Origin of the sequence: Streptomyces sp. NPDC046557 (assembly GCF_040645975.1) — a bacterium.
Lineage (GTDB): Bacteria > Actinomycetota > Actinomycetes > Streptomycetales > Streptomycetaceae > Streptomyces.
Genome location: NZ_JBEYZH010000005.1, coordinates 133041 through 149134 on the forward strand (window position 1 = coordinate 133041; position 16094 = coordinate 149134).

A 16094-nucleotide genomic window follows, 5' to 3' on the forward strand; every position below is an offset into this window, starting at 1 on the left:
GACTGTAGATGTGGAGACATGGATCCCATCCGCCTCAGTACCGGCACCAAGAGGACTACCCATGGCAGATTTCTCACGGCTCCCCGGACCGAACGCCGACCTCTGGGACTGGCAGCTACTGGCTGCCTGCCGGGGGGTCGACAGCTCCCTCTTCTTCCACCCGGAAGGCGAGCGGGGCGCGGCCAGGAGCGCGCGCGAGACCTCGGCTAAAGAGGTCTGCATGCGCTGTCCGGTGCGCGCGGAATGCGCCGCGCACGCACTCGCCGTCCGTGAGCCCTACGGGGTGTGGGGCGGCCTCACCGAAGACGAGCGCGAAGAACTGATGGGTCGCGCCCGGCACCGTCTGATCCCCGCGTCGAGCGCGACCGGCCCGGCCGCTCCGCACTGACCGCCGCTCGCCGAACCGCCCGAAGGAACGTTTCCTCACCACGAAGGCGGATCATCCGAAGATCATCCCGACAGCTCTCCGACGAACCTCCGCATCCTCTTCCGCGGAACCCGACAGGCGGCGCGCTCCCGGGCGTGTCGCACCCGCCGAACGTGTCGTCCACGGCGCGGTGCCGTCACGCCCCCATGGACGCGGCGGCCCGCTCCAGTTCCACCAGGGTCGCGGCCACCGCCGGCACCCGCGCCAGGTCGGGCAGGGTCAGCGCCACGACCTCCCGTTCGACGGCCGGCTCGACGACCACGGTGCTGACCCCCTTGGCCCGTACGGACTCCACCGCGAGCTCCGGCAGCACCGCCACCCCCAGCCCCGCCCCGACCAGGCCGACCACCGCCGGGTAGTCGTCGGTCGCGAAGTCGATGCGCGGGGTGAACCCGGCGTCCTCGCACACCTCCACCAGATGGCGGCGGCAGCGCGGGCAGCCCGCGATCCAGGGCTCCCCGGCCAGTTCGGCCATGCCCACCCGGTCGGCCCCGGCCAGCCGGTGCCCCCGGGGGACCAGCCCCACGAGCCGGTCGGTCAACAGGGGCCGCACCACCAGGTCCTCCCATTCGGCGGCGGACCCGGCCGAGCCCCCGTACCGGAAGGCCAGCGCCAGATCGCAGTCGCCCTCGCGCAGCATCTCCACCGAGCGCGGGGGCTCGGCTTCGACCAGCGAGATCCGGGTGCCGGGGTGCTCGGCGCGCATGGCCGCCAGCGCGGTGGGGACCAGCGTGGAACTGCCGCTGGGGAAGGACACCAGCCGGACCCGGCCCGCGCGCAGCCCGGCGATCGCCGCGACCTCCTCCTCGGCGGCCGTCAGCCCGGCCAGGATGCCGGCGGCATGGCGGACCAGCGCCTCGCCGGCCTCGGTCAGCCGCATCTCGCGGCCGGCCCGGATCAGCAGCGGGGTGCCGGCCGACTGCTCCAGCGCCTTCATCTGCTGCGACACGGCCGGCTGGGTGCAGCCCAGTTCACGGGCGGCGGCGGAAAAGGACCCGGTCCCGGCGACGGCGCGCAGGACCCGTAGATGACGTGCCTCGATCACCCTTCGAGCATAAGCCCCGCTTTGACCACGAGCAGAATGCCCAGGACTGGCTTTGGGAAGTTCGCCCGGTGACGCCGGCCGCGCTGCCCGCAGGCGAACCCCGCCCCGAATAAAGCTAGGTTGCGCGTATGACGACTGCGTTGATTACGGGATCCACGGCGGGCATCGGCGCCGCCTTCGCCCGGCGGCTCGCCGCCCAGGGGCACAACCTGGTGCTGGTGGCGCGGGACACCGAGCGCCTGGGCGAGCAGGCCACCGAACTCCACGACCGGCACGGCATCGAGGCGGAGGTGCTGACCGCCGACCTGTCCACCGAGAAGGGCATCGCCGCGGTCGAGACCCGCCTCGGCGACCGCACCCACCCGGTGGACCTGCTGGTCAACAACGCCGGCTTCGGCAACAAGGGCCGCTACCTCCAGGTGTCCATGGCGGACGAACTGACGATGCTGAAGGTGCACATCGAAGCGGTGCTGCGGTTGACCTCGGCGGCGGCCGAGTCGATGCGCTCGCGCGGGCGGGGCGGCGTGATCAACGTGGCCTCGGTGGCCGCCTTCGTACCGCGCGGGACCTACGGGGCGAGCAAGGCGTGGGTCGTGCAGTTCACCCAGGGCGCCGCGAAGGACCTGGCCGGGAGCGGGGTGCGGCTGATGGCGCTGTGCCCCGGCTTCGTACGGACCGAGTTCCACGAGCGGGCCGGGATGGGCACGGACAACATCCCGGGCTGGCTGTGGCTGGACGCCGACAAGCTGGTGGCGGCGGCGCTGGACGACCTGGCGCGCGGCAAGACGGTCTCCATCCCCGACCCGCGGTACAAGGCGCTGATGGGCGTGGTGAAGCTGACGCCGCGCGCGCTCCTCGGCGGGGTCTCCTCGCGTACGGGCCGCAAGTACGGGCCCCAGTAGGCGCCTGCGGCAAGCGGCCGGGGGCGGGCAGCCGGGGGCGGGCAGCCGGCGCCGAAAGGGGCATTCCTCCCTAAACTGGATGTGTCTCATCCACCCGGGAGGCGACGCGATGACATTCGTACAGGTGATTGATTACGAAACCACGCGGTTCGAGGAAATGAACGCGCTCATCGACCGCTGGGCGGAGCAGGCGAGCGGCCGACGGACGGTCACCCACACCATGATCGGCCGGGACCGCGACGCGAAGACGCACTACGTCGATCTCGTCGAATTCCCGTCGTACGAGGAGGCGATGAGGAACTCTCAGCTTCCGGAGACGGACCGGATGTTCCAGGAGATGGTGGCCCTCTGCGAGGGCATGCCGAGGTTCATGAACCTGGACGTCGTCCGCGACGAGTACCTCAACAAGCTGCTCGTGAACCGGATCTTCGAGGAGCTGGCGGAGAAGGGCAACTTCGACGTCATGGAGGAATGCGTCGCGGCCGACTACATGGAACACGACATGATGCAGCAGCCGGGCACCGGCGACGGACGCGAGGGGCTGCGCCGGAGCATGACCATGTGGCGCGACGCCTTCGACTTCACCTTCGACCTGCACCGCCAGATCGCCGAAGGCGACTGCGTCACCACCCTGTGGAACTGGACCGGCCGGCAGAAGGGCGACTTCATGGGAATGGCCCCGACGGGCAAGGAGGTCGGCATGTCGGGCTGCACCACCTTCCGGATCGAGAACGGCCAGATCGCGGAGGGCTGGTGGTACTACGACGCCCCGGGCCTGATGAGGCAGATGGGCATGGGCATGGGCATGGACATGGGCGCAGGCACGGGAACGGGCACGGGCACGGGCACGGGCACGGCGTCCGACATGGGCACGGCCTCCGGCGGCGCGGCCCAGGACATGGGCATGTGACGGCCCGCCCCACGGCACGGGAAAGCCCCGGTCACCACCGCTTCGCAGCGGCGGGACCGGGGCTTTCCTCAGCTCAGCCCGGCTCTGACGAGGTCAGTGGCTGTGGCCGTGACCGTGACCGTGACCGGCGTCGGCCTCTTCCTCGGCCGGCTTCTCGACGACCAGGGTCTCGGTCGTGAGCAGCAGGGAGGCGATGGAAGCGGCGTTCTCCAGCGCGGAGCGGGTGACCTTGACCGGGTCGATGACGCCGGCCTTGACCAGGTCGCCGTACTCGCCGGTCGCGGCGTTGAAGCCCTGGCCCTTGTCGAGCTCGGCGACCTTCGCCGTGATGACGTAGCCCTCCAGGCCCGCGTTCTCGGCGATCCAGCGCAGCGGCTCGACGGCCGCGCGGCGGACGACGGAGACACCGGTGGCCTCGTCGCCGGTGAGGCCGAGGTTGCCCTCCAGCACCTTCACGGCGTGGACGAGCGCGGAGCCACCGCCGGAGACGATGCCCTCCTCGACCGCGGCACGGGTCGCCGAGATGGCGTCCTCGAGGCGGTGCTTCTTCTCCTTGAGCTCCACCTCGGTGGCGGCGCCGACCTTGATGACGCAGACGCCACCGGCGAGCTTCGCCAGGCGCTCCTGCAGCTTCTCGCGGTCCCAGTCGGAGTCCGTGGACTCGATCTCGGCCTTGATCTGGTTGACGCGGCCGAGGACCTCCTCGGAGCTGCCACCACCGTCGACGATGGTGGTGTCGTCCTTGGTGATGGTCACGCGGCGCGCGGAACCCAGGACGTCGAGACCGGCCTGGTCGAGCTTGAGGCCGACCTCCTCGGCGATGACGGTGGCACCGGTGAGGGTGGCCATGTCCTGGAGCATCGCCTTGCGGCGGTCACCGAAGCCGGGGGCCTTGACGGCGACGGCGTTGAAGGTGCCGCGGATCTTGTTGACGACCAGGGTCGACAGGGCCTCGCCCTCGACGTCCTCGGCGATGATCAGCAGCGGCTTGGAGGCGCCGGCCTGGATGACCTTCTCCAGCAGCGGCAGCATGTCCTGGATGGAGGAGATCTTGCCCTGGTTGATCAGGATGTACGGGTCGTCGAGGACGGCCTCCATACGCTCCTGGTCGGAGACCATGTACGGCGAGAGGTAGCCCTTGTCGAAGGCCATGCCCTCGGTGAACTCCAGCTCCAGGCCGAAGGTGTTGGACTCCTCGACGGTGATGACACCGTCCTTGCCGACCTTGTCCATCGCCTCGGCGATGAGCTCGCCGACCTGCTGGTCCTGCGCGGAGAGCGCGGCCACGGCGGCGATGTCGGACTTGTCCTCGATCGGACGGGCGGTCGCGAGGAGCTCCTGCGACACGGCCTTGACGGCGGCGTCGATGCCCTTCTTGAGGGCGGCCGGGGAGGCGCCGGCGGCGACGTTGCGCAGACCCTCGCGGACCAGCGCCTGGGCCAGCACGGTGGCGGTGGTGGTGCCGTCACCCGCGATGTCGTTGGTCTTGGTCGCCACCTCCTTGACGAGCTGGGCGCCCAGGTTCTCGTACGGGTCGTCCAGCTCGACCTCGCGAGCGATGGTGACACCGTCGTTGGTGATGGTGGGGGCGCCGAACTTCTTGTCGATGACGACGTTGCGGCCCTTGGGGCCGATCGTCACCTTCACCGTGTCGGCAAGCTTGTTCACACCGCGCTCGAGGGCGCGACGGGCGTCCTCATCGAACTTCAGAATCTTCGGCATGGGAGCGGTTCAGTCCTCTCGTTGCGATCCTCGGCCGCTCACCGCGACCGCCACCGCCTAGAACGAACTACGCCCCTCGCCCCCCGGCATCAGCAGGGTGACCAGGGGCGCAGCTCAAAGCAAAACTGGAGAAGTGACTTACTTCTCGACGATCGCGAGCACGTCGCGGGCCGAGAGGACGAGGTATTCCTCGCCGCTGTACTTCACTTCGGTGCCGCCGTACTTGCTGTACAGCACGATGTCGCCGACGCTGACGTCCAGCGGGAGACGCTGGCCGTCCTCGAAGCGACCCGGACCGACCGCAAGGACGACGCCCTCCTGGGGCTTCTCCTTCGCGGTGTCCGGGATGACCAGGCCGGAGGCCGTGGTCTGTTCGGCGTCGAGCGGCTGGACCACAATGCGGTCCTCAAGCGGCTTGATGGCAACCTTGGAGCTGGCGGTCGTCACGATCCGACCTCCCCCTTCGGAGATCCGGGGTTAACTGTCTGAGGTGGCGACCAGGTCGATCCGTCGTCGCGGGTGCCGGACCTGCCTGTCGCTGTGTTGGCACTCACCAGGGGCGAGTGCCAGGTGCGAGACTATTCCGGCGATTAGCACTCGGTCAAGCGGAGTGCCAACACGCCACCCGACAGATTGCGGATCACCCCCTTCCGGAAGGCCCCGCCGGGCCCCCAGGAACCATCACCGGGGGTTCCTCGTCGTAGTGGATATGAAGATAAAACGCCCTAATACCGACGGCGAAGGCACCCCGTGCGGGGACTGAGGCCGCTGACGGTCACCGGCGCACGCCGGCGGACCGAGGCATTGCTGCTGGTTCTCGTCATCTGCATCGCCGTTTTCGGCCACGCCCAGGCCGGTCTGGCGATGAACGGCGTGCTGCCGCCGCAGCTCACCGGCTTCACGATCAGCCTGTCGCTGCTCGCGCTGGTGGGGCACCTGGGCATCCGCCGGTTCGCGCCGTACGCGGACCCGCTGATCTTCCCCCTCGCCATGCTGCTGACCGGGCTCGGGCTTGTCCTCATCCACCGCCTCGACCAGGGGTACATCGAGCGCTACGGATCGGACGCCAACGCGCCCGGCCAGTTGATGTGGACCGTGGTCGGGGTCGCCGCCTGTCTGCTCGTGGTGGCGCTGCTGCGCGACCACAGACTGCTGCAGCGGTTCATCTACATCACGATGGCCGTCGCACTGGTGCTGCTCATCGCCCCGGCCTTCTTCGGCGCGGACACCTACGGCGCGAAGCGCTGGATCATCCTGTTCGGGTTCTCGCTCCAGCCCGGCGAGTTCGTGAAGATCATGATCGCGATCTTCTTCGCGGGCTACCTGGTCGTCCACCGGGACTCGCTGGCCCTGACGGGCCGCAAGTTCCTCGGCTTGCGACTGCCGCCGATGCGCCAGCTCGGGCCGATCGTCACCGTCTGGATCCTGTCGCTTCTGGTGCTGGTCTTCGAACGCGACCTGGGGACGTCGCTCATCTTCTTCGGCGTGTTCGTGGTGATGCTGTACGTGGCCACGGAACGCACCAGTTGGATCGTCTGCGGCCTCGTCATGGCGGCGGGCGGCGCGTTCGTGGTGGGCTCGACGGAGCCGCACGTGAAGGCGCGCGTGGCCGCCTGGCTCAATCCGCTGTCCTACTACTGGAAGGACCGGCCGCCGGGCGTCACCTCCGACCAGTCCGCGCAGGCGCTGTTCAGCTTCGGCACGGGCGGGATCACCGGTACCGGACTCGGCATGGGCCACCCGGAGCTGATCAAGTTCGCGGGGCGCAGCGACTTCATCCTGACGACCGTGGGCGAGGAACTCGGCCTGGCGGGCGTGATGGCCGTTCTGCTGCTCTACGCGCTCCTCGTCCAGCGGGGGCTGCGGATGGCGCTGGCCGCGCGGGACCCGTTCGGCAAGCTCCTGGCGGTGGGCCTCGCGGCGGCGCTGGCGCTCCAGGTGTTCGTGGTCGCCGGCGGCGTGACGGGCCTGATCCCCCTGACGGGCAAGGCCCTGCCCTTCCTGGCCAAGGGCGGCTCGTCCCTCCTCGCGAACTGGATCATGATCGCCCTGCTGCTCCGCATCAGCGACAGCGCGGAACGCCAACGCGAGGCGGACGCCCGGGGCCCGGTGGAAACCACCATCACACCGCTGGTGGGACCGGCGGGGCGTTGAGGCGGGGGCGGGCGGGTGCCGGGGGCTGCGGGGGCGGGGTCCGACCCCCGTCCTTGGCTGATATCGCCTAGGCGGCTGTCAGGGCGCGCTCAGCGGCGCTGCGTTCCACGCAGAACTCGTTGCCTTCGGGGTCGGCCAGAGTCACCCAGCCGGTGCCGTCGGGCTTGCGGTGGTCGTCCACCAGCGTCGCGCCCAGCGCGAGGACGCGCTCCACCTCTTCGTCGCGCGACCGGTCCTGCGGCTGTAGGTCCAGGTGCACCCGGTTCTTCACCGTCTTGGCATCGGCCACCGTCACGAAGAGCAGGTGCGCACCGGACGCCACGACCGTTGCCTCGGGGTCACCGGGAAAGTCATCGGGGGCCGGCGAGCCGTCCAGCACGGCGGCCCAGAACTGCGCCAGACGGTAGGCGTCGGAGCAATCGATGGTGATGTGTCGGATCAAGGAAGTCATTGGCGCACTATCGACCGGCCCGACGACCGATGTCCACCGACTTTGCGTGCGGGTTCATGACCGGCCACGGAGGGGGTCAGACGCCGAGACGAGAGGAGCACGCAGCGATCCCCCGCCCCCACCGAAACCCCGCCCCACCCCTACAGGTAGTCCTCCAGGCGGGCCACCTTGAAGCCCTGCTCCTGGATGCGCTGGAGCATGTGGGTGGTCATCTGGGTTTCCGTCTCGCCCTTGAGTTCGGCCGGGCCGCGGAAGTGGGCGAGGATGATGTCCCCGGGACGGAGCGCGGAGCCCTCGGCGTACTGGAAGCCGGTGATCTGCATCGACACGCGCCACAGGAGGACCTGGGAGATGCCGCACTCGGAGGCGGCCCTGAGGGTGTCGTCGTTGTAGTTGCCGAACGGCGGGCGGAAGCGGGTCGGTTTGGTGCCGAAGCGCTTCTCCAGGCGTTCCTGCTGACCGCATATCTCCTTCTTCTGCGCCGCGAAGCCCAGCGTGCGCAGGTTCGGGTGGGTCAGGGTGTGGTTGTTTATCGTGCTGCCGCTGCCGTTGTCGCGCAACGTCTGGAAGTGGCCGTAGTCGGACGAGGCCACGTTGTCCGTCAAGAACATGCTGATCGGCAGCTTGAGGTCGGCCGCCATCTTCAGGAACTGCGGGTCCTTCTCCGCGCCGTCGTCGAAGGTCAGGAAGACGACCTTGTCGCCCGGCGCGACGGGTATTCGGTCTATGACGGCCGGCTTTCCCGGTGCGGGCTTGGGGAGTTGCGGCTTCTGGGCGGGCTTGGGCGCGTACTGGACCGGGGCCGTCAGTCCCCACTTGCGGTACGCGTCGTCCGCCGACGCCGACGGCGCGGGGGACGAGGCGGCGGTGGACGGGGAGGCCGAGGGCTTCCCCGTCTCCTGCTTGGTCTTGCGCCCCAGTCGTTCGATGGGGTCCACGCTGTTCCCGCACCCCGAAAGGGACAGCGCGAGCGCGCCGGCTGCGAGCGTCCCGGCCACCAACCGGCGCGCGTACTTCACCTGGCTTCTCCCAAGTTGCCCCGGCCTTCAGGTCGGAGAGGAATGGGTCCATGGCTCGAAGCCGCGAGGCGATGGAGTTCTCTACGCATCTGCCATGACCTGCACTTTCGGCTGTTGTCAGTGGTCGGGGCCAGGTTGAAAGCGTGAAGATTGTGGTGCGGGTGAAGCTGCAGCCGTCACCCGAGGTGGCGACGGCTTTGTCCACAACCCTGCACGCGTGCAACCGGGCGGCCGATATCGTATCGGGGGTGGCGTACGAGACGGGCATCACGTCCCGCAACGAGTTGCAAAAGGTCGTTTACGCCCGTCTCAAGACCGAGTTCAGGCTTGCGGCCCAGCCGGCCGTCCGCACGGTGAAGAAGGTCGTGGACGCCTACACGACCTTGAGTGCGAACATTCGGGCGGGCGGCCTCGGCACCCAAGGGTCGAACCGGCGTAGGCGCGCGGAGTCGAAGCCGATCCGGTTCCGGTCGGATGCGGCCCAGCCGTATGACGACCGGATCCTGTCCTGGCGGCACGAGGCGCGTACCGTCACCTCTGACGGGGACAAGTACCAGGGCCGCCGTCTGGCACGGTACCGGCGCTGGCACGCCCGGAAGCGCGCGGAACTCCAGGTGAAGCAGACCCGCTCCGCCACCCGGCGCGTCAACCGGCGGGCCAAGCGCGAGGCCCGGCATGCCACACACGTCAACCACGAGATCAGCGAGGAGATCGTGGCCGTCGCACGACGCACCGGTCGCGGAATCGCCCTCGAAGAACTGAGTGGCATCCGCGACCGGGTACGGCCTTCCCGCGACCAGCGGGCCGCGCTATCCTCCTGGCCGTTCCACCAGCTCGAAGAGCACATCCGGTACAAGGCCCAGCGGGCCGGAGTGCCGGTGGTCTTGGTGGACGCCCACTACACCTCGCAGATGTGCCCCAGATGCGGGCACACAGCGAGGCACAACCGTCCCACCCGGGACACCTTCCCGCTGTCGTCGGTGCGGGCTCGCCGGCCCCGCCGATCACGTCGCCGGGGTCAACGTGCGCAACCGCGCGCGCTCGGCGTGGGTTATCGCCAACGGACCCGTACCACAGAGGGCTTAGCATCCCTGGCTGGTAGATGCGACCCGTGACCGCCCTGTCGTAGGGGGCAGCCGGGAGCGCGACAAGGCGTAGGCGACTGAGTCGACAAGCTCGGTCGTTTACGGCTGAGGAGTTGGCAAGTAGTCCTCCAGGCGAGCCACGGCGTAACCCTTGTCCGTGACGGTCTTCATGACATGACGGATCATGTCAGGCATCGTGCCCTTCCAGTCCTCCCGCCCCCGGAAGTGCGTGAGGATGATGTCACCTGGGTGGAGGTCACGGTCCCATTCCCGGTAGTCCATCCGGTTGACGAACGCCTCGGCGTTCCACAGCGGGACCGCCTTGATGCCGCAGGACTTCGCCGCGCGCAGGGTGTCCCGGTTGTAGTTGCCGTAGGGCGGCCGGAAGAGTGTCGGCCGTTTGCCGAACTCCTTCTGGATGGTGTCCTGCTGCCCGCAGATCTCCTCGCGCTGCTTCTCGTAGTCGAGGGCCGGCAGGTAGCGGTGGTTGAGCGTGTGGTTGTTCAGGGTGACGCCCGCGGCCTGCATCTCCTTGAAGTACGGGTAGTTGTCCCGCACCAGGTAGTCGCTGAGGAAGGCCGTGTAGGGGATCTTGAGTTCCTTCATCATCTTGAGGAACTCGGGGTCCTTCTCGGCGCCGTCGTCGATCGTCAGGAAGACGACCTTGTCCTCGGTGGGGACCGTGGTGAAGACCGGCGGGAGGTCCTCCTGGCCCTCGACCTCGAAGCCGTCGCGGGTGGTGATCTCCGGCTTCGTCTTGGGCGCGGGCGGGGCGGTCAGCGGCGGCTTGGCCAGTTTCCACTTCTTCACCGCGGCGATCCGGGCCTGCTGGGCGGCCTTCTGCTGCTCGGCCGGGTTGGCGAGCGCGCCCGCCGCGCCGGCTCCTTCGGCGCGCCGGTCGCCCTTGTGCTTGGTGGCGGGCGCATCGGAGGAGCCGCATGCGGTGCCCAGCGCGGCGACCAGCAGCGCGGCGAGGGCCACCCCGTACCGGCCGAGCGGACGCGCCGCCGACCGATGACCTTGTTGCGTCGCATTTCCCTTTTGTCGTACAGGCTGCATAGCGTCGGATACTCCCAGGACGCTCCCCCGGTCCCCCGCAGACACCGCGAGCGGGGTTCGACCTTCCATCGACTGGCCCACACTGGCCGACAATGGACCGCGTGACCCCCGAAGACTTCGCCGCCCTCCTCACCCCCGAGGGGCGCGCCCTCCTCGACTCGCTCCACGACTACGACCCGGCCCGGGAGCTGGCCGTGGCCACCCGGCTGCGCCGGGAACACCCCGCCGCCCTGGTGTCCGCCGCGCTCGGGCAGGCCCGGCTGCGGCAGCGGGCGGTGGCGAAGTTCGGGGCCGAGGACGCCTTCCGGATGTACTTCACCCCCGGCGGCGGCGAGATGGCCACCCGCGCCTCGGTGGCGACCTACCGCGCCGGCCGGCTCGCGGCCCTCGGCGTACGCAGCGTCGCGGACCTGTGCTGCGGCATCGGTGGCGACGCCCTGGCCATGGCCCGGCTGGGCATCCGGGTGCTCGCGGTGGACCACGACCCGCTCACCGTCGCCGTCGCCCGGGCCAACGCCGAGGCGCTGGGGCTGGCGGAGCTGATCGAGGTCCGGGAGGCGGATGTGACCGCCGTCGACACCGCCGGCTACGACGCCGTCTTCATCGACCCGGCGCGGCGCGGCGGCCGGGGCCGGATCTTCGACCCCGAGAGCTACTCCCCGCCGCTGTCCTGGGCCGTCGCCGCCGCGCGCAGCGCCCCGTACGCCGCGATCAAGATCGCTCCGGGCATCCCGCACGAGGCCGTCCCGGCGGAGGCCGAGGCCGAGTGGATCTCCGACCAGGGGGACGTGAAGGAAGCCGTGCTGTGGTTCGGTACGGAGCCCGGCGGCGTACGGGCCACCCTGCTGCCCGGGCCACGCGCGCTGCGCACCGCCGATCCGCTGCCCGATCCGGAGGCGGGGCCGGTCGGCCGGTACCTCTACGAGCCCGACGGCGCCGTGATCCGCGCCCACCTCGTCGCGGAGGTCGCCGAACAGCTCGGCGGCCGCCTCATCGACCCGACCATCGCCTACATCACCGCGGACGAGCTGCGGGCGACGCCGTACGCGACCGCGTACGAGATCACCGACGTGCTGCCGTTCGGCCTGAAGAAGCTCAAGGCCCTGCTGCGCGAGCGGGGCGTCGGCATCCTGACGGTGAAGAAGCGCGGTTCGGCGATCGAGCCGGAGGAACTGCGCAAGAAGGTCAAGCCACAGGGACCGCACTCGGCGACGGTGATCCTGACCCGCGTCGACGGCGCGCCCTCGATGCTGATCGGCGCGCCCGTCACGGGGCGGTGACGGGGCCGCCCCGCCTCCGGACCGGCCCCGTGTCGGACACCCCCTAGCCGGACACCTCGCGGCCGGGGGTCCGGAACGCGCGCGCGGCCCAGCGGTAGTGGGCGCCGGCCTTGCCGAGGCCGAGGAGGCCGGTGATCCACAGGATCAGGCCGAGGCCCATGAAGTACGTGACCTCGCCGTACGTCACCTCGCCCGGCCGGGCCCCCGCCGCCGTCCCGAAAGTCACCCAGAGCCCCAGCACGCCGAGGGCGAAGGACGTGAGCAGCCAGGTCAGGCTCCGCCAGGGCGCGCGCACGAGGGCGTCGGCCGCCGGGTCCCGGTCGGATTCGGCCCACGCGCACAGCAGGTGCCGCATCTGCCGGTCCCGTTCGGCGCCCTTGGCGAACCAGATCCCGGCGGGGACGAGCACCCCTACGCCGAGCACGCCGAAGATGAGCCCGAAGAGGTACGAGAGCGGATCGCCGCTCTCGAACGCCATCAGCGCCATGCCGATGAAGGTCCAGCCGAGCGCGAACACGGCGGCCACCGCCCAGAGCAGCAGCAGCCGGCCCGGACCGAGGGTGCGCCGGCCCAGTTCCTTGAGGAAGCGCGCACGGTCGGCGCGCACGACGGACTCGTCCATCCAGTCCCGCAGGTGCGCGGGCGGCGGCGGAGGCGGCAGGTCACGGCTGGACATGCACATGACCATACCGGGATCTGATGCAGAGTCACTCGACAGGCGCTCAGCCCCCCGTGACCTCCACCGACTCGAAGCGCCAGCGGTGCACCGCCCGGGTGATCAGGTCGGCGGCCGGCTCGGGCAGCTCGGGCAGCTCCGCCGCCACGCCCTCGGCGGCCTCCCACCAGGTGACCACCAGCACCCGGTCCTGCGGGGCTCGCAGCACCTCGCGGCGCACCGGCTCCCGGGCCAGGACCTGGGCCCGGGCCCACTCCAGCAGTTCGTCGCCGCGGCCGGGCACCGCCCGGGCCTCCCACATCAGCGCGACCGTGCTCATGAGTAGAGGTTGTCCTTGCTCAACTCGTGCACGTGGTCGTGGTCGTGGCTGTGACCGTGACCCTGCGTCCCCGGCACGTGCGGGTCCGTCACCGGCAGCGAGGAGTCGGCCGACAGGTCCCAGTCCGAGGCCGGACGGTTCCGCTTGACCATCTCCGCGCCCAGTGCGGCCACCATCGCGCCGTTGTCCGTGCACAGCTTCGGCCGCGGTACGCGCAGGATGATCCCCGCGTCGTCGCACCGCTCCTGGGCCAGCGCCCGTAGCCGGGAGTTGGCCGCGACACCGCCGCCGATCATGAGGTGGTCGACGCCCTCGTCCTTGCAGGCGCGGATCGCCTTGCGGGTGAGCACGTCCACCACGGCCTCCTGGAAGGACGCCGCCACGTCCCGCACCGGCACCTCCTCGCCCGCCTTCCGCTTCGCCTCGATCCAGCGGGCCACCGCCGTCTTCAGTCCGGAGAAGGAGAAGTCGTACGCCGCGTCGCGCGGCCCCGTCAGACCGCGCGGGAAGTCGATCGCCTTCGGGTCGCCCTCCCGCGCGAGCCGGTCGATGACCGGACCGCCGGGGAAGCCCAGCTGCAGCACGCGGGCGATCTTGTCGAACGCCTCGCCGGCCGCGTCGTCGATGGTCGCGCCGAGCGGCCGCACGTCGGCGGTGATGTCCGGAGCCAGCAGCAGCGAGGAGTGTCCGCCCGACACCAGCAGCGCCATGGTCGGCTCCGGCAGCGGCCCGTGCTCCAGCTGGTCGACGCAGATGTGCGAGGCCAGGTGGTTGACCCCGTACAGGGGCTTGCCCAACGCGTAGGCGTACGCCTTGGCCGCCGAGACGCCCACCAGCAGGGCGCCCGCGAGGCCCGGGCCGGCGGTGACCGCGATGCCGTCGAGGTCGCGGGCGCTGACGCCGGCTTCCTTCAGGGCGCGGTCGATGGTCGGGACCATGGCCTCCAGGTGCGCGCGGGAGGCCACCTCGGGCACGACCCCGCCGAAGCGGGCGTGCTCGTCGACGCTGGAGGCGATCGCGTCGGCCAGCAGGGTGGTGCCGCGGACGACGCCGACGCCGGTCTCGTCGCAGGAGGTCTCGATGCCGAGGACGAGCGGTTCGTCAGCCATGGGTCTCACCTTGTACGTGTACGGACGGTGCGGAGTCTGGGGATGTGGGGCCGGAGAGGCGCATCACGAGCGCGTCGACGTTGCCGGGCTGGTAGTAGCCGCGCCGGAAGCCGATCGGCTCGAAACCGAAGCGCTCGTAGAGCTTCTGGGCGCGCGTGTTGTCCACCCGCACCTCCAGCAGCACCTCGGCGCACTCGAACGCGGTCGCCGCGCGCAGCAGGTCCTCCAGCAGGCGGGCGCCTAGACCGGTGCCCCACTGGTCGCGGGAGACGGCGATGGTCTGTACGTCGCCCAGGTCGCCGGAGGCAGCCAGTCCGGCGTAGCCGACGATGCGACCCCCGGACCCCTCGGCGACGACGTAGCGGCGGGTGGCGTGCGGGCCGCGCGCGTGGGCGAGCTCGGACCAGAACATGCCGGCGGACCAGGCGTCCTCCGGGAACAGCTCCTGTTCCAGTTCCAGCACGGGCTCTATGTCCCACCAGCGCATCTCGCGCAGTACCGGGGTCACTGCGGGGTGACCACCTTGTAGTTCTTGGGCACCTGGGCGTCGGGCCGGCGCAGGTACAGCGGCGTCGGAGGCATGCCCTCCGCGTTCTCGAAGGGAGCCCCGGCGGCGAGTCGTTCCGCCGCCAGCGCGGCGAGGGCGCCGGCGCTCTGGTGCTCGGGCTGCCGGGCGTCGGTGAAGACCTCCGGGTACAGCAGCGCGCCCTGCCCGACGGCGGGCAGGCCGGCGACCCGCTCGGCGATGTCGGCCGGGCGGTCCACGGCCGGGGCGCCGACGCGCGTGCGCGGGTCCTCGTACCGGGCCCAGTAGACCTCCTTGCGCCGCGCGTCTGTGGCGACGGTGAAGGGGCCCTCGATCCCGGCGGCGCCGGCCGCGTACGCCAGGCCGTCCAGGGTGCACAGGCCGTGCACGGGGACGCCGAGGACGGCGGCGAAGGTGGAGGCGGTGACGAGGCCGACGCGCAGTCCGGTGTAGGGGCCGGGGCCGACGCCGACGACGATGCCGGTGACGGCTTCGAGCTTCACCCCGGCCTCGGCGAGGACCGCGTCGACGGAGGGCAGCAACAGCTCCCCGTGACGGCGGGCGTCGACCTGGTTCGATTCGGCGAGGACCGACTCGCCATCGTGCAGGGCGACGGTGACGGCGGGCGTGGCGGTATCTACAGCGAGCAAGAGCACGCGAACAGCCTACGACTCCTTGGGCCCCGGCCCTCGCGGCCGGTCGCGGACCACCCCGGCTGCTACCTTTCGACCGAGGCGGTCAGTGCGGTGCCCGACCGGATGTTCCAGCGCCCCGCAGACCCGGTGGCCCGTGGACGACGCGCCACAGAGAACGCGACAAAGAGAACGCGGGAGACCGCGGAGAGGCGGAGCAAGGTGGCACGCAGCAGCTCGGGAATCGTGGCCGGGCTCACCGTCGCGGCGCTGGTCGCCATCGCATTCCTCGGCTACCAGGCGTCGGCCACGGCGCCCGCGCACCCTGCGAAGGCGGCGCCGCAGGCCCCCGCGCCCGCGCCGGCCCCCGCCAGGCAGGACCCCTCGCAGCCCGCGCCGGTGCCGGCCGACTCCGGGACCGGGATGCGCGTCGTGTACTCGGTGTCGCAGAAGCGGGTGTGGCTGGTCGGCGAGGACGGGCAGCAGCCGAAGTCCTTCGCGGTCATGCCGAGCACGGTCCACCCGGCGCCGGGCAGCTACCCGGTGGGCTCGCGCTCGGGCACGGTCACCGGTTCGGACGGGGTGCCGATCGAGCACGTCGTACGGTTCGCCACCACCGACGGCATCGCCATCGGCTTCAGCGCGCGCGTGGACGACCAGGTGCCGGAACCGGACCAGACGAAGAAGACCGGCGGCATCCGCATGTCGCGGGCCGCCGGCGACGCGATGTGGGCCTTCGCGACGATCAACACGAAGGTGGTCGTCGTGCCCTGACGGG

Annotated in this window: 18 protein-coding genes; 7 read left to right on the forward strand and 11 right to left on the reverse strand. The window is 70.6% G+C overall.

Going from position 1 to position 16094, the window contains the following annotated elements; all coding sequences use genetic code 11:
* The first annotated feature begins 61 nt into the window (after positions 1 to 61).
* Entirely contained in the window at positions 62 to 388 is a 327-nt protein-coding gene (locus tag ABZ934_RS13830) for a WhiB family transcriptional regulator (protein ID WP_361312373.1), read from the forward strand.
* Between the two features lie 175 nt (positions 389 to 563).
* Here the strand turns inward: ABZ934_RS13830 and ABZ934_RS13835 are convergent, their stop codons facing one another.
* Positions 564 to 1472 (reverse strand): LysR family transcriptional regulator, encoded by a 909-nt coding sequence (locus tag ABZ934_RS13835; RefSeq protein ID WP_361312374.1) that lies wholly within the window; start codon positions 1470 to 1472, stop codon positions 564 to 566.
* Positions 1473 to 1600: 128 nt separating this feature from the next.
* On the opposite strand from ABZ934_RS13835, the gene ABZ934_RS13840 reads away from it, so the two are divergent.
* Positions 1601 to 2374 carry an SDR family oxidoreductase gene (locus ABZ934_RS13840; protein WP_361312376.1) on the forward strand — a complete coding sequence of 258 codons (774 nt, stop codon included), beginning with the start codon at positions 1601 to 1603 and terminating at the stop codon, positions 2372 to 2374.
* 124 nt (positions 2375 to 2498) lie between these two features.
* Positions 2499 to 3284, forward strand: coding sequence for an ester cyclase (locus ABZ934_RS13845; RefSeq protein ID WP_361312377.1), 786 nt, complete (start codon positions 2499 to 2501; stop codon positions 3282 to 3284).
* A 93-nt stretch (positions 3285 to 3377) separates the two neighbouring features.
* On the opposite strand, the gene groL is transcribed toward ABZ934_RS13845, so the two are convergent.
* Positions 3378 to 5006, reverse strand: coding sequence for a chaperonin GroEL (gene groL / locus ABZ934_RS13850; protein WP_361312379.1), 1629 nt, complete (start codon positions 5004 to 5006; stop codon positions 3378 to 3380).
* 138 nt (positions 5007 to 5144) lie between these two features.
* Entirely contained in the window at positions 5145 to 5453 is a 309-nt protein-coding gene (groES, locus tag ABZ934_RS13855; protein ID WP_030230757.1) for a co-chaperone GroES, read from the reverse strand.
* A 303-nt stretch (positions 5454 to 5756) separates the two neighbouring features.
* Here groES and ABZ934_RS13860 point away from each other — a divergent pair, with 303 nt between their 5' ends.
* The gene (locus ABZ934_RS13860; RefSeq protein WP_361312381.1) at positions 5757 to 7160 is read left to right on the forward strand and encodes an FtsW/RodA/SpoVE family cell cycle protein; all 1404 of its coding nucleotides are present in this window, start codon (positions 5757 to 5759) and stop codon (positions 7158 to 7160) included.
* 67 nt (positions 7161 to 7227) lie between these two features.
* Here ABZ934_RS13860 and ABZ934_RS13865 read toward each other — a convergent pair whose 3' ends face one another.
* Both ABZ934_RS13865 and ABZ934_RS13870 read right to left on the reverse strand, forming a co-directional pair.
* Positions 7228 to 7611: a VOC family protein gene (locus tag ABZ934_RS13865; protein WP_361312382.1), complete on the reverse strand. Its 384-nt coding sequence runs from the start codon at positions 7609 to 7611 to the stop codon at positions 7228 to 7230.
* A 140-nt stretch (positions 7612 to 7751) separates the two neighbouring features.
* Complete coding sequence (locus ABZ934_RS13870) at positions 7752 to 8630, reverse strand: polysaccharide deacetylase family protein (protein ID WP_361312384.1); 879 nt, start codon at positions 8628 to 8630, stop codon at positions 7752 to 7754.
* A gap of 248 nt (positions 8631 to 8878) precedes the next feature.
* On the opposite strand from ABZ934_RS13870, the gene ABZ934_RS13875 reads away from it, so the two are divergent.
* Positions 8879 to 9745: a transposase gene (locus ABZ934_RS13875; protein ID WP_361312386.1), complete on the forward strand. Its 867-nt coding sequence runs from the start codon at positions 8879 to 8881 to the stop codon at positions 9743 to 9745.
* A gap of 69 nt (positions 9746 to 9814) precedes the next feature.
* On the opposite strand, the gene ABZ934_RS13880 is transcribed toward ABZ934_RS13875, so the two are convergent.
* The gene (locus tag ABZ934_RS13880) at positions 9815 to 10696 is read right to left on the reverse strand and encodes a polysaccharide deacetylase family protein (RefSeq protein ID WP_361312388.1); all 882 of its coding nucleotides are present in this window, start codon (positions 10694 to 10696) and stop codon (positions 9815 to 9817) included.
* A 170-nt stretch (positions 10697 to 10866) separates the two neighbouring features.
* Here ABZ934_RS13880 and ABZ934_RS13885 point away from each other — a divergent pair, with 170 nt between their 5' ends.
* Positions 10867 to 12054 (forward strand): methyltransferase domain-containing protein, encoded by a 1188-nt coding sequence (locus tag ABZ934_RS13885; RefSeq protein ID WP_361312390.1) that lies wholly within the window; start codon positions 10867 to 10869, stop codon positions 12052 to 12054.
* A gap of 43 nt (positions 12055 to 12097) precedes the next feature.
* On the opposite strand, the gene ABZ934_RS13890 is transcribed toward ABZ934_RS13885, so the two are convergent.
* Genes ABZ934_RS13890 through tsaB form a run of 5 tightly spaced genes read right to left on the reverse strand, consistent with a single transcriptional unit; the run spans position 12098 to position 15340 of the window.
* Positions 12098 to 12730 (reverse strand): hypothetical protein, encoded by a 633-nt coding sequence (locus ABZ934_RS13890; RefSeq protein ID WP_361312391.1) that lies wholly within the window; start codon positions 12728 to 12730, stop codon positions 12098 to 12100.
* Positions 12731 to 12776: 46 nt separating this feature from the next.
* A complete protein-coding gene (locus ABZ934_RS13895; protein ID WP_361312393.1) occupies positions 12777 to 13049 on the reverse strand; it encodes a hypothetical protein in 273 nt (90 codons plus the stop codon).
* Positions 13046 to 14158 carry a tRNA (adenosine(37)-N6)-threonylcarbamoyltransferase complex transferase subunit TsaD gene (tsaD, locus tag ABZ934_RS13900; RefSeq protein WP_361312395.1) on the reverse strand — a complete coding sequence of 371 codons (1113 nt, stop codon included), beginning with the start codon at positions 14156 to 14158 and terminating at the stop codon, positions 13046 to 13048. Before tsaD ends, ABZ934_RS13895 begins: the two co-directional genes overlap by 4 nt.
* A complete protein-coding gene (rimI, locus tag ABZ934_RS13905) occupies positions 14151 to 14645 on the reverse strand; it encodes a ribosomal protein S18-alanine N-acetyltransferase (protein ID WP_361312601.1) in 495 nt (164 codons plus the stop codon). Before rimI ends, tsaD begins: the two co-directional genes overlap by 8 nt.
* A 17-nt stretch (positions 14646 to 14662) precedes the next feature.
* Positions 14663 to 15340 carry a tRNA (adenosine(37)-N6)-threonylcarbamoyltransferase complex dimerization subunit type 1 TsaB gene (tsaB, locus tag ABZ934_RS13910; RefSeq protein ID WP_361312397.1) on the reverse strand — a complete coding sequence of 226 codons (678 nt, stop codon included), beginning with the start codon at positions 15338 to 15340 and terminating at the stop codon, positions 14663 to 14665.
* Positions 15341 to 15538: 198 nt separating this feature from the next.
* Between tsaB and ABZ934_RS13915 the strand changes: the two genes are divergently transcribed.
* The gene (locus tag ABZ934_RS13915; protein ID WP_361312399.1) at positions 15539 to 16090 is read left to right on the forward strand and encodes a hypothetical protein; all 552 of its coding nucleotides are present in this window, start codon (positions 15539 to 15541) and stop codon (positions 16088 to 16090) included.
* Positions 16091 to 16094 lie beyond the last annotated feature (4 nt).